General features: G+C 61.1%; 15 protein-coding genes. 5 read left to right on the top strand and 10 right to left on the bottom strand.

Annotation, left to right across the window (positions count from 1 at the left end):
* Positions 1-4 precede the first annotated feature (4 nt).
* From rsgA to AC2YB9_RS06675, 4 genes are read right to left on the bottom strand one after another with little or no spacing between them, the layout of a single operon-like run.
* The gene (rsgA, locus tag AC2YB9_RS06660; RefSeq protein ID WP_487267965.1) at positions 5-1,006 is read right to left on the bottom strand and encodes a ribosome small subunit-dependent GTPase A; all 1,002 of its coding nucleotides are present in this window, start codon (positions 1,004-1,006) and stop codon (positions 5-7) included.
* The gene (gene aroA / locus AC2YB9_RS06665; RefSeq protein WP_487267966.1) at positions 1,003-2,283 is read right to left on the bottom strand and encodes a 3-phosphoshikimate 1-carboxyvinyltransferase; all 1,281 of its coding nucleotides are present in this window, start codon (positions 2,281-2,283) and stop codon (positions 1,003-1,005) included. The genes rsgA and aroA overlap by 4 nt, the downstream gene beginning before the upstream one ends.
* Positions 2,284-2,321: 38 nt before the next feature.
* A complete protein-coding gene (locus tag AC2YB9_RS06670; RefSeq protein ID WP_487267967.1) occupies positions 2,322-2,786 on the bottom strand; it encodes a DoxX family protein in 465 nt (154 codons plus the stop codon).
* A gap of 40 nt (positions 2,787-2,826) precedes the next feature.
* On the bottom strand, positions 2,827-4,440 hold the full coding sequence (locus AC2YB9_RS06675; RefSeq protein ID WP_487267968.1) for a sigma-70 family RNA polymerase sigma factor: 1,614 nt from the start codon (positions 4,438-4,440) through the stop codon (positions 2,827-2,829).
* A 147-nt stretch (positions 4,441-4,587) separates the two neighbouring features.
* Between AC2YB9_RS06675 and AC2YB9_RS06680 the strand changes: the two genes are divergently transcribed.
* The 4 genes from AC2YB9_RS06680 (at position 4,588) to rsrA (ending at position 7,081) form a co-directional block, all read left to right on the top strand.
* Positions 4,588-5,247, top strand: a complete 660-nt coding sequence (locus tag AC2YB9_RS06680; RefSeq protein WP_487267969.1) for a hypothetical protein — start codon at positions 4,588-4,590, stop codon at positions 5,245-5,247.
* A 93-nt stretch (positions 5,248-5,340) separates the two neighbouring features.
* The gene (locus AC2YB9_RS06685) at positions 5,341-6,045 is read left to right on the top strand and encodes an SOS response-associated peptidase (RefSeq protein ID WP_487267970.1); all 705 of its coding nucleotides are present in this window, start codon (positions 5,341-5,343) and stop codon (positions 6,043-6,045) included.
* Between the two features lie 131 nt (positions 6,046-6,176).
* Positions 6,177-6,794 (top strand): sigma-70 family RNA polymerase sigma factor, encoded by a 618-nt coding sequence (locus AC2YB9_RS06690; protein ID WP_487267971.1) that lies wholly within the window; start codon positions 6,177-6,179, stop codon positions 6,792-6,794.
* A complete protein-coding gene (rsrA, locus tag AC2YB9_RS06695; RefSeq protein ID WP_487267972.1) occupies positions 6,791-7,081 on the top strand; it encodes a mycothiol system anti-sigma-R factor in 291 nt (96 codons plus the stop codon). Before AC2YB9_RS06690 ends, rsrA begins: the two co-directional genes overlap by 4 nt.
* 68 nt (positions 7,082-7,149) lie before the next feature.
* Here the strand turns inward: rsrA and AC2YB9_RS06700 are convergent, their stop codons facing one another.
* From AC2YB9_RS06700 to AC2YB9_RS06720, 5 genes are read right to left on the bottom strand one after another with little or no spacing between them, the layout of a single operon-like run.
* Positions 7,150-7,224 carry a 50S ribosomal protein bL37 gene (locus tag AC2YB9_RS06700; protein ID WP_487268574.1) on the bottom strand — a complete coding sequence of 25 codons (75 nt, stop codon included), beginning with the start codon at positions 7,222-7,224 and terminating at the stop codon, positions 7,150-7,152.
* A 26-nt stretch (positions 7,225-7,250) separates the two neighbouring features.
* On the bottom strand, positions 7,251-7,625 hold the full coding sequence (locus tag AC2YB9_RS06705; protein ID WP_487267973.1) for a thioesterase family protein: 375 nt from the start codon (positions 7,623-7,625) through the stop codon (positions 7,251-7,253).
* 9 nt (positions 7,626-7,634) lie between these two features.
* Positions 7,635-8,147, bottom strand: coding sequence for a GNAT family N-acetyltransferase (locus AC2YB9_RS06710; protein WP_487267974.1), 513 nt, complete (start codon positions 8,145-8,147; stop codon positions 7,635-7,637).
* Positions 8,144-9,814, bottom strand: a complete 1,671-nt coding sequence (locus AC2YB9_RS06715; protein ID WP_487267976.1) for an acetolactate synthase — start codon at positions 9,812-9,814, stop codon at positions 8,144-8,146. Before AC2YB9_RS06715 ends, AC2YB9_RS06710 begins: the two co-directional genes overlap by 4 nt.
* 25 nt (positions 9,815-9,839) lie before the next feature.
* Positions 9,840-10,742: a DUF2785 domain-containing protein gene (locus tag AC2YB9_RS06720; RefSeq protein ID WP_487267977.1), complete on the bottom strand. Its 903-nt coding sequence runs from the start codon at positions 10,740-10,742 to the stop codon at positions 9,840-9,842.
* Positions 10,743-10,781: 39 nt separating this feature from the next.
* Between AC2YB9_RS06720 and AC2YB9_RS06725 the strand changes: the two genes are divergently transcribed.
* Complete coding sequence (locus AC2YB9_RS06725) at positions 10,782-12,251, top strand: sensor histidine kinase (RefSeq protein WP_487267978.1); 1,470 nt, start codon at positions 10,782-10,784, stop codon at positions 12,249-12,251.
* 63 nt (positions 12,252-12,314) lie between these two features.
* Here AC2YB9_RS06725 and AC2YB9_RS06730 read toward each other — a convergent pair whose 3' ends face one another.
* Positions 12,315-12,566 (bottom strand): WhiB family transcriptional regulator, encoded by a 252-nt coding sequence (locus AC2YB9_RS06730; RefSeq protein WP_487267980.1) that lies wholly within the window; start codon positions 12,564-12,566, stop codon positions 12,315-12,317.
* Positions 12,567-12,638: the final 72 nt, after the last annotated feature.

Raw genomic sequence — 12,638 nt, forward strand, 5'->3', positions numbered from 1 at the left:
AGGCTCAGGAGGGATGATCGGTGGCTGATTCCTTGCTGGTCAACAGTCGGCGAAATGACTCGACCCGGGCCGCTCGAAGGGTCTGATCAGCTACCGCGACATCGAGCGCGCATTCGGGCTCACTCGCCAGGTGCGGGCAGCCACGCGGGCAGTCGGCGGTCGCGGCATCAAGATCGGGGAACGCTTTGAGGATGTCTTCGACATTGACGTGCGCGAGTCCGAAGGAACGTATGCCTGGTGTATCGACAATCAGACCTCCGAACGGCAACTCCAGCACGATTGCCGACGTGGAGGTATGCCGGCCCCGTCCCGTAATCGAGTTGACATGGCTGGTGGTGCGATCGGCATCTGGCACCAATGCGTTGACCAAGGTGGATTTGCCGACCCCGCTGTGACCGACCAAGACGCTCACTTTGTCCGCAAGCATGGTGCGCACCGCAGACAAGTCGCCGCCCTGCTCGGTCACCAGGACAGCGACGTCGAGCGGCTCGAGCAGACCCAATAATTCGGTCGGATCGGCGAGATCGGCTTTCGTCAGACATACGATCGGCTGCATCCCGGCGTCAAACGCAGCGACGAGACAACGGTCGATGAGCCCCGTGCGTGGCGGCGGATCGGCAAGTGCGGCAACGATGACCAATTGTTCGGCATTGGCCACAATGATGCGCTCGATTGGATCGTCGTCATCGGCAGTGCGGCGAAGCACCGTGCGCCGTTCGTTGACCTCGACGATGCGAGCGAGTGTGTCAGTACGGCCGCTGATGTCGCCGACGACGCGGACCTCATCACCGACAACGACGCCTTTACGACCCAGATTGCGTGACTTCATGGCGGTCACGACGCGTTCGCCAGCCGCATCGACCAGCAACAAGCTGTAACGGCCGCGATCGATCGTGATGACCCGGCCGACCGCCGCATCATCGTAATTGGGATGGTCTTTCGTACGCGGACGCGTACGGCGCTTGGGTCGCTCAAACCGGGTGTGCTCGTCGTCCTCGGGTCTCATGAGGTGATCAGACGCTCCCACACCGGCGCGAAATTGGGGTAGGTCTTGACCGTCGTCACGACATTTTCAACGAACAAATCCTTGGTACGTAGGCCGAGCACAACGGCAGCATGGGCCATGCGGTGATCGTCGTAGGTTTGGAAGATCTCAGCATGCAGCGGACGAGGCGAAATGAGCAGACCGTCCTCAAGTTCGGTGACATCACCGCCGAGCCGATTGATCTCGGTCGCCAATGCCGCGAGCCGGTCAGTTTCGTGGCCGCGTAGATGTGCGATGCCAGTCAACCTGGATGGTTCGTCCGCCAAGGCGCACACGGCAGCAATCACCGGAGTGAGTTCGCCTTCGTCGTGCAGGTCCAGATCGACGCCGTGCAAAGAGTCTCCCGCCGTGAAGATCAGATCCGCGCCATCACGTTTGCTGGTGCCGCCGAATGCGGCAAAAAGTTCCTGCCAACGGTCGCCAGCCTGCTCGGTGTGCTCAGGCCAATTGCGGATGCGGACCTGTCCATGGGTCACGAGCGCGGCGGCAATAAACGGTCCGGCATTGGAGAGATCGGGCTCGATTTCGGTGTCGAGGGCCTGAATCGACCCCGGGTGAACGACCCAGCGATTGGCTTCGCTGTCGTCGACCCTCACACCACGGAGCCGCAGTTGGGCAATCGTCATCTCGATGTGTGGCATTGACGGCACCGGATCGCCGACATGCCGTATGTCGATGCCCTGCTCGCAGCGGGCGCCAATTAGCAACAATGCGGACACAAACTGGCTTGACGCGGAAGCATCGATCTCGACGGCTCCGCCGGCAAGTCCGCCCGAGCCGTGGACCGTGAATGGCAGAGCGCCGCGATCGTCATCGGTGATCTCAGCGCCAAGTAAGCGCAGCGAATCGATAATCGTGGCCATCGGGCGTACCCGGGCATGCTCGTCACCGTCGAACGCGACGTCGGCCGAGGCGAGCGCTGCCACCGGTGGCACGAATCGCATGACCGTGCCGGCCAAGCCGCAGTCGATCTGAGTTGGCGCGGTGCCGGTGAGCGGCGTCGGTGTGATCGTCCAGCGGATCCCATCACGGTGAATTTCGGCACCGAGTGCGGTCAGTGCTCCGAGCATCAGATTGGTATCACGTGACCCCAGCGGTCGCGTTATGACCGACGGGCCGTCAGCGAGCGCGGACAGGATCAGGACGCGGTTGGTCAGTGATTTGGAGCCGGGGATCAACAAGGTGCCGTCCAGCGGTGCTTCGCGGAACGGCGCCAGCCAAGGCAGAGGAGCAGTCATCAGAACCAGCCTATCGGGGTCCGTCGCCCAGCCGTGGCTCAGTTGCGGATCTGGTCGATCTTCTCGACCGCCTTGTCCTTCGCCCGGCGGGGAAGGATTTTCTTATGCGGATCGGGATCCAGAGTCGCCATCAGGAGCCCGCCGAGCATCGAAACATTCTTGAAAAAATGAACTCGCTGATTGGCGCGCATACCTGGATCAGTCTCTTTCCAGAATTGATGCCCTTGGAGCGTCGTCGGCACCAGTGAGCCGGCGAGAACGAAAGCAGCAATTCGCGGGACTCGCCCGCTGGCCAATGCGGCGCCCGCAGTCAAATGGACGACACCGTTGAGACGTACGAGATTGGCTGCGGAGAGCGGTAATGAGGGCGCGAGGCTGGAGATCTGATCGGCCAGCGGTTGGGCCTTCGGAGCCAACACTTTCGCATTCTTGACAGCGTTATAGCCGCCGACGAAGAACATCGACGCGAGCATGGGACGAGCGGTTTGACGGAGGAGAGTCATGTCCTATTCATACAACATGCAGATGAATGACGCGGAAGATTCAGCGTAGATGCCATCGTGGCGCGGTGAATCGCGCCGTGTTGTTCGCCGTCGCCGGATCGTCATTGGCGGCCGCAGAGACTGAAATCGTGCCCGTTGGCGGTAGTAGCCGGATCGCTTTGAACACCAAAGCGGGCACTTGCGGGCCACTTTGCATGCGGGTGCAGTTCAACGCCTTCATCGGACGGTTACGTTTAGGTGCGTCACAGGCCCACCCGGAACTAACCACTCCGCGAAATAGGACCGCATGGTCGAACGCAACGGTCAGCAAAATCGTCAGATCCTGAGCCCGCCCGGCAGTTACTGATGTGACCGGGATGGTGAAGCGTCGCTGGAAGGCAGCGTCATCATTGCTGATTGCGACGGCGCCGATCCCCAAATCGCTCGCTACGATTGGTGGCGGCGACGGCGTGGTCGGTGTCGGTTGGGGTGCCGGCGTGACCGGTGTCGGTTGGAGCGTCGTCGGAATGCCGGGTGCTGGCGGTGCTGGCGCCTCTGGCGGTGCTGGCAGCGGTGGTGGAATTGTTGGGGTTGCCGAGGGTCCGGCCGAAGGTGTGGATTTTGGTTTCGGCGCGGGCGATGGCGCTGTTGTCGGGCCCGGAACCGCCGGCGCTGATACTGCCGGAGTAGCGGGCGGTTTGTCGTTCCCGATATTGGTGGCCGCGAAGGCGACTGTGCCGGTAGCGGCAACCGCGACGGCCGCCACAGCCGCTGACGCGCCTGGCGAAGCGACGATGGCGGCCTTGACTGGCTCGAACACTGAGTTCAGCAGGAATGGTTTAAGCGCAGCTAGACCGGTTGCCCCGGTGGCTCCGGCCACAGCTACCGAACTTGCAGTCAGGTAGCCGGCGGCCGCCGTGCCAAGCAGCGCCGGCGCCAGAATGCCCGACAAATTGCAGTTGATTTCGGTGAGTTCGAGGTAGATACCCATGCAGCGGCGGCATTCGTCGAGGTGTTCCTCAACCTTCATGGATTCCCGGCTGGACAATCCTTTGCGCACGAATGCACCAAGTCGTTGGGTGGTCCATCGACAGTTGCCTTCGGCGGTGTCGGCGAGATGATGTTGGAGATATGCCTGCCGGAGGCCCTCTCGGGCCCGATAGGCAAGCGCCGAGACACTGTTGGCGCTCATTCCCAGCAACGGAGCGACGTCGGCAGGCTTTTGCCCTTCGACGTCAAGATGCCACAGCACGAGCTGCCAGCGTTCGGGCAACGAGGCGAAAGCATCGGCTGCGGTACCGCGCTCAAAATTGATCGCAGCAAGATCGAAGAACTCGACGTGGCGGTCGAGTTCGGATTCATTGTCGGTCGGACGTAGGCGCTGTCCGGCACGAATGCGATCGACATGCAACCGGCGGATCGCGGTCAACAGGTAGGCGCGAAACGCTACATCGGGCCCCTTGCCGTTTTGCAGGAGCACGAACACCTTGGTGAACGCCTCCGAAACGAGGTCCTCGGATTCGGAATCGGTCAACAGCTGACGTGCGAGCCGCAATGCCGCACCACGATGTCGCTCAAACAGCAATCCGTACGCCGTGTTGTCGCCTGCGCGCACGGCAGCGATCAACTCGGCATCACTCTGCTCGAGTTGTGTTTCGGTGGTGTTGATCGTCACGAAATGCGGTCCTCCTACCCGTACAACGAGGCAGGGCGTCAAGGTGTCACGAAATTGTTTGGACAATCCGCGTCATGACAAATACCTCGCATCGTCTCATACATGTCCGACGCTCGAAACAGCTGAGCAAACCGAGGGAGGCACGACGTGGAAGATCTCGTATCAACGCCGTTTGTGGCCATCGAGGAAGCCCTCAATTCCGGACTGGTGGATATTGCCGCTGTTGCACACGAGGTGGGAGCGAGTGCAGCAGCGTTTGGCAGTCCGCTCCAGGAAGTCTTGGACGACCTGGAGCGGATGTATTCCGACCACGGGCAGTGGCCCGGGTACGACGTGACGAAGGCGATTTCGGTCGGCTGGTCCGAAGAGACTCTGGTGCATCAACACCAGATTTCTTGTGAAGATCCGCTGACGACGTTGTCCAGTACCGCGCATTTACGCAGCCGTCTCAATGACGTCTATCGAGCTGCGGAGCGAGATGGGGTTAGCGCTGGCGATCGGTACGAACTCATCGTGGTAGATCTTCCTGCTACCTCGGCGAATGCGTTGGCGGTGTCGCTGGCACTTCTTGAGACCGCAGATGCAATGCGGACGATTTACAGCGGCGACGAGACAATTGCGACGCTCTCGACCCATCGCGCGGCGGCATTGGTCGAGAGGCCTCGGACCGATCGATCGACCTTGGAGCTTCTCCACATTCTGATCTGGCGCATCCAGACCGGCGATGCTGAGCCGCGCCTCTGGTTGGAATCGCTGCCACGTCACGCGGCGGGGATCGGATGGCTTCTGGCCGAGTTGGCCAGATAACTAGCTAGCCGCTGCGCCCATATCTCGGGGTGGGCGCAGCGGCTGTTGGTCCAGCGAGTTTCCTGCGGGCGATCTGCATGGCAGGCTTGAATCATGTGTGGACGGTATGCGACAGCGTTGACGGCGGCTGCTGTCAACGCCGAATTCCAGATCGACTTGGCCAATTCATTCGTTGAGTTAGTGCCCAACTACAACCTTGCACCTACCGATGCGGCGCCGATCGTGGTGCAGCGTCGGCGCGAGGGCGAGACCCCCGAGCATCGCGAGGTGCGTACCGCGCGATGGGGGTTGATTCCGCATTGGGCAAAGGACCCTTCGATCGGTAGTCGGATGATCAACGCTCGTATGGAGACGGTTGCCGAGAAGCCATCGTTCCGTGGTGCCTTTGCGGCCCGGCGGGCACTTGTTCCAGCGTCCGGCTACTACGAATGGTACAAGGGTCAAGGCAAGGCCAAACAGCCATTCTTCATCACCCCCAAGGATCGTTCGGTGTTGGCGATGGCTGGCCTGTATGAGTTTTGGAAACAACCCGACACGGGGGAGTGGGTCGCGAGTTTTACCATCCTGACCACTGCTGCGGAGGATTCCCTCGGTCATCTGCATGACCGAATGCCGTTGCTCGTCGAGCGTGACGCATACGCCGAGTGGCTCGATCCCGAACCACAGCCGCGCGATCAATTGCTCGGGCTGTTAGTTCCAGCAGCGCCCGGGCTACTCGATGCATTTCCGGTCTCCACAGCAGTGGGAAATGTCCGTAACAACGGTCCCGAGTTGATCGAACCGCTCCGACCCGAATAGGGAACAAAGACTGCGATATTGCTGTTGTGTAGGGCAGGAGGTAATTGATGTTGGCATGTCCAGAACGACTAGCAACATGCAATGACACAGCCACAGCACATGGTCTGTCCCCCGGGGTAGGCTTGAGGCAAATGACCGACAAGTCGGAAACACCAGAGACCGCGGCGGCCGAGACCCCGGAGGAGCAGCAGGCCCGTTTCGAGGCCGATGCGCTGCCCTATATCAACCAACTTTATTCCGCTGCGCTGCGCATGACCCGCAGCCCACATGATGCCGAGGATCTGGTTCAAGAGACCTACGCCAAGGCATTTAGCGCGTTCCATCAATTCAAGCCGGGCACTAATCTGAAAGCTTGGCTTTACCGCATCCAGACCAACACCTACATCAACAGTTATCGCAAAAAGCAGCGCCAGCCGCAGCAGATGACCGATCAGATTGAGGATTGGCAACTTGCCTCGGCCGAATCACACACCTCCGGCGGTTTGAAATCTGCCGAGATGGTCGCGCTCGAACATCTCCCCGACAGCGATGTCAAGGATGCGTTGCAATCATTGCCTGAGGATTTCCGTTATGCGATTTATCTCGCCGACGTCGAGGGCTTCCCTTACAAAGAAATCGCCGAAATCATGGACACTCCAATTGGCACCGTAATGTCGCGGCTGCACCGTGGCCGCCGCATGCTTCGTGACCTGCTTGCTGACTACGCACGGGACCGCGGGATGGCCGCCACGGGGGTGAGGGACTCATGAACATGTGCGCCGACGGCTCGGGATCGGAGTGCAGCAAAGCACTCGAAAGCCTCTACCTGTTCATCGACAACGAGATGGACGATGCGAGTTGCGAAGAGATTCAGGCCCATATTGAGGAATGCGGGCCGTGCTTGGGCGAATTCGATCTCGAACGGGTCGTGAAAAGCCTTGTTTCGCGCTCCTGCCACGAGGTGGCACCGGCGCCGCTGCGAGACAAAGTCTTGGTGTCGATCCGGACCGTGCAGGTTCAGATTTCCCCGATCCAAGCCGGCCAGGACTTTGCCTGACGCGTTCGATACCCATCAATACGTGAGAAGCCCCAGTCGAATCGACTGGGGCTTCCGACGTTTACGGCTCAAGCGTTAGGACGCTTGCCGCGGTTCGCGCCTTTCTTCTTGCGTGCACGACGCTTCCGGCCTCGCTTGCTCATCTGTCCTCCTAGAAAGATCAAGGTGGCTATTCTTTCATACTGCGTGTTCGGGCCATGAACCGCGCACGATCGACGATCACGCGTCGAATTTCGCCGCTGCCGATCAACTTTCCGTCAGCATCCTGTGCGACAACTTGAAATCGTAGCAAGCGTCCGTCGGTATGGATTACGGTCGCGGTCGCGGTGACGGTGGCGCCGACTGGACTGGCGGCAAGATGTTCGATGTCAACACGCGTTCCGACACTCGTTGAGCCGGCGTTGAGATCCAGCGCGGCACAGGTTGCCGCTTCGAGCCACGCGAGCAGTCGAGGCGTTGCCAGCACCGGCAGATCGCCGCTGCCGAGCGCGATTGCGGTGTCGTCGTCGCTGACGGTGTAGGTGACTGTCGCGGACTGCGTCATAGCTGAACCTTAGTTGCTGCTGTCGGTAGCGAATGCCCAAAGGTTGACTCCCGGGATCGGCGACCAGTCTGATTCAGGGCGGCGGGCGAAACCAACCGATGCATACAGCCGGTGGGCTGGCAACATTTCGGGGAGTGAGGACAATACGACCTCGGCGAGGCCGTCGCTGCGGGCGCGGTCGAGGCAGAATTCGACGAGCGCACGGCCCGCGCCGCGGCCACGTGCTGCGGGCGCCACAGCCAGACTGCGAAATTCACCCTGTTGGTCGTGCGTGGCGAGCTCTCGGTAGGGCGAACCGACCGGACACCAGGTCACACAGCCAAGAATCTGCTCAGCATCGACCGCCAACCACAATTCACCCTGTGCGTCACGCTCAGCGCTGTTGCGCAGGAACATGGCGTAATGGTCGTCGAAATTGCCATCGGGGTGCGTCAGATAGCCATCGTGGCCATAACTGTCGACGATCATCTCGCCGACTGCGACATACTCGTCGGGCGTGATTCTGCGTATTGTGAGTGTCATATTCCAGTCGTCGAGCGCGGGTATGCGGCGTTGACATCGGTCATGACATTGACCAGATACGGAATGCCGGAGGCGAAGGCACGATCGAGTGCCGGACCGATTTGATTTGGATCGGTCACCATTTCGCCGCCACCACCAAGCGCCCTGACGACCTCGTCGTAGCGGGTCTGTGGGGCCAGGTCGGCGGCCACGTCGTAGCCGTACAAGAACTGCATGGGCCCCTTTTCCAGGCCCCAGGCTGAGTTGTTGCCGACGACCATGACGACTGGAAGGTTGTGTCGTACGAGTGTGTCGACATCCATCAAGGACATGCCCGCAGCGCCATCGCCGTAGAGCAGGACTACTTGGCTGGATGGCCGGGCAATACGGGCGGCCATCGCCGCGCCCATGCCCGCGCCGAGACAGCCGTACGGCCCCGGGTCGAGCCAACCGCCAGGGCGTTTGGGCTCGACGAACTTACCGGCGAATGACACGAAATCGCCGCCGTCGCCGATCACGACCGCGTCGTCGGCGAGACGGGGGAGCAGCTCACCGTAGATCCGCGCCGGATGGATGGGATCGGCGGTCGCGGTGAGGAGTTCGTTATCGCGCGCGGTGGATATCGCCACCGTTGCTTGCAGATCGCCCAACCACGGTGCCCAGTCGGGCTTGCTGCCGGCGCGCGACTGAAGCGCGGCCAATAAGCCGTCGAAGCACTGGGTGAGGTCGCCAGCTGCTGTGGCCGCAGTTTCAGCGTGGGTCGAGACCTGCCCGGGCGAGTCGGCGATGTGAACGGTGGCGGCCTGTGGTGCGCCGTCCTTGCCACCGAAGATGCCGTAACCCAGACGGAAGTCGAGCGGGGTGCCGACCACAAGCGCCAGATCGCACTGGCCAAATGCCTTCGACCGAGCTTTGGTCACGAGACCAGCATGGCCGCCGGGCACGATGCCGCGGCCCATCCCGTTGGAGATCACCGGGATTCCGGTCGCTTCGACAAAATGGAGTGCGGCGAGTTCGGCGCCATCGGCCCAGACGTCGGTGCCAATCACGAGAACTGGTCGGTCTGCTGCCGCGAGGAGATCGGCGATCTTGGCTAGCGCATCGGCATCCGGGGCCAAAAGTTCGCTCTGATTTCCCAGTGGCGCGCCGGTGACGGTCGTGGATGAGAAGAACTGGTCCATCGGAACGTCAACAAAGGCTGGTCCGCGGTGGGATGAGCCGGCAAGCGTGAACGCCTTGTCGATCGTCGGTGCGATCTCGTCGACCGTAGCGGCGGTGGTTGAGAACTTCGACACCGTTTCAAAGATCGGCGGATGATCGAGCTCCTGCAGACTGCCCATACCCCAGCGTCCAGTTGGTGCCCGGCCACCGATGACAACGAGCGGCGAACCGCTGAAATGTGCCTGGGTCACAGCGCTAACCCCATTGGTCACACCTGGGCCGGCGGTCAGGACAGCGAGCCCCGGTTTACGCGTCAACTTGCCGATCGCCTCGGCCGCGAAGACTGCCGACGGCTCATGTCGCACGTCGATGATCGGCATCGGTGGATCGGCCTTGACCGCGCCGTCATACATGGGGAAGACATGTGCCCCCGACAGGGTAAACAGGGTCTGGGCGCCATGTGCGCGGGCCACATCGATTGCGTGTACGCCGCCATGGCCCTCTTTGGCAGCCTCAGATTCGCTCATGCCAATACGCTACTCGATGGTTCGGTCACGACGATGCAGGTCGAAACAGCCACGGACTTTCAGCGCGGATCTGTTTGATCACTGCGAGCACCAGATCGGCGCGGCCGACCGGCCGTTCGGCGAACAGCAATGCATCATGGTCGCCGTCGGCTCGACCCTGGACATCGAGCGCCAGCTGGAGCTGCAGTGCACGAAGAAACATCGAGGTGTTGTGGGCCGCAGGCGTTGGCCATTCCGAATCGGCATGGCCCCGAATTCGTGGTTGCCGAGTGCCATCTCCAAGTCGTGCCAACCAGGCATCGATAAGGTCGAACGACAATTTGTTGCGGTGCAGCACCGTCATTACGGAATAGGCCAATCGATCCTCCGCACCGTGGCGCCATACGTATGACGTGGGTTTGAGTAGCCGATCAGCGATGACATCCAGGAGAACGGTGAGTTCCATATCGTCAAAATGTTGCGACTGTGCCAGCGCTGCAAGCGCGTCCGCGCCGTGTGCGACTGTGTTGAACCACCCAACGCCGGGAATCCAACCACGTAGATCGCATTCGCGGACATACCAACTGGTGATCTGGTCACCCCAGCTCAGGACGCGATGGCGGTCCAGAATCTGCACGGCATTGTTACGACCGATGATTTCGGCCAGCAGGAGAGCGCTGTAGGACCGTCGGAGCGTTGATATTTCACCGTCGGTGCCGAGGCCTCCAAGCAGGCCAGCGGTCAAACCATCGCCGAGACCGGTCAACAACTGGTCGTAGACACCTTGATGGATCCAGCGGGCAAGCAGTGGGAACGCCACATCTTCGCGCATACGTGGATCGGGATGGCCGAGCATCTGCACTAGTTCTGCAGTCGACTCATCAAGGCTTCGGTCGGCCGGGACACTCATCCCAGTCCGCATCACCGATTGCCAGTACACCTGCGCCATCGTCCCATCGTGTCACGGCCGAACCACTAAGGTTGGAGGGTGCCCACGCTGGACGAAATCACGCGCCATCAGACCTCGCTCGAGCGCGCCGACATCGCTTGGCTCCATGCGCTCATCGCAGAATGGCAGATTCTCGCTGACCTCTCCTTCGCCGACCTCGTTTTGTGGGTCCCGGATGCAGAGTCGCGCGGATTTTGGGCGGCCGCACAGATTCGTCCGACTACTGGGCCGACATCACTGATCGATGATGTGGTCGGAACTTTCGTGCCAGCCGGCCGGTCAGAGTTGTTCGAACGGGCCGTTGTGAGTCGTGACTTGCACCAGGCTCGAAACGATGAATGGCGAGACGGCGTTCACGTCGGGAACGAGGCGATCTCGGTTACTCGTGCCGGCTCGGTTGTCGGCATCCTTGCGCGTCGCACCAATCTCGCAGGGGTGCGAACGCCGAGCAATTTGGAGGCCGCGTATCGAGAGACGGCCGTAATACTGTTGATGATGATCAGCGCTGGTGAGTTTCCACTCCGAGGTGAGCGCTCCGATCTCGCTGACTCCTTGCGGGTAGGCGATGGCTTTGTCCGCACCGACGCAACTGGTTCGGTGACATATGCGAGCCCGAATGCGTTGTCGGCCTACCGGCGTATCGGCTTGGCGGGCGATCTTGTCGGTTCGGACTTGGCCGCTGTCACAAGATCTTTGGTTGGGGTGCGGGCAAGCGACTCAGCAGCACTCAACAGCTTGAATTTCGTCGGCGGACACTCGATCGCTGAAGCCGAACTTGAGGGCGCTGCCGCATCGCTGTTGATGCGGGTCATCCCGCTGCGGCAATCCGGACAGCACGCGGGGACGGTGATTTTACTGCGGGACGTCACCGAGTTGCGACTGCGCGAACGCGAGCTCGTCTCCAAGGAAGCGACAATCCGCGAGATACATCATCGCGTCAAGAACAATTTGCAGACCGTCGCCGCGCTCTTGCGCTTGCAGGGTCGGCGCATGGACAATCCCGAAGCGCGAACAGCGCTCGACGATGCAGTGCGCCGGGTCGGCTCAATTGCTCTCGTGCACGAGACGTTGAGTCAATCTTTCGACCAGACCGTGCACTTCGATGAGATTGCGGATCGGTTGCTGCGTACGGTCCTCGATGTGTCTGCTGCTGAGCCCTCCGGTGCGGTCCATCATGTGACCGCCGAACGGATCGGGTCGTTCGGCTCATTACCCGGCGAGGTTGCGACGCCACTGGCGATGGTGCTGACCGAACTCATCCAGAATGCCGCTGAGCATGCCTTCCCGGCAGGAGTTGGCCGGATCGCCTTGTCGGTCAACCGTATCCGTGAGCGTCTTCGTATGCGGGTGAGCGATGACGGCATCGGGCTGCCCGAGGACTTCGATCCAACCCGAAGCCTCGGCCTGTCGATCGTATCGACGCTGATCGAATCCGAACTCGGCGGCCAACTCGCCTTCGAAGCGGGCCCATCGGGCGGCACGACCGTTTCGATTCATCTGACGCTCTAGCGCCCACGATGCAAAGAACCCCGCACCCTTGCGGGGTACGGGGCTCGTCTCGAACGTCAGTGCTCAGGCGGTACGGATACGCGCCCGAGCGTTGCGGCGCTTCAGCGTGCGACGTTCGTCTTCGCTCAAGCCTCCCCAAACACCATGATCTTGACCGGATTCCAGCGCCCAAGCTAGGCACTGTTCGCGGACGTCGCAGCGACGGCATACGACTTTTGCCTCTTCGATCTGAAGGATGGCGGGACCAGTGTTGCCAATGGGGAAGAAGAGTTCTGGGTCTTCATCAAGGCAGGCAGAACGATGACGCCAATCCATAAGAAGACACTCCTTCCCGTTCGTTTGTGCTGCACTCCGGGCGTGGCCTGTTGGTCACGTTGTCGTTGTGCG

This window comes from Aeromicrobium changchenzhani, assembly GCF_057586615.1.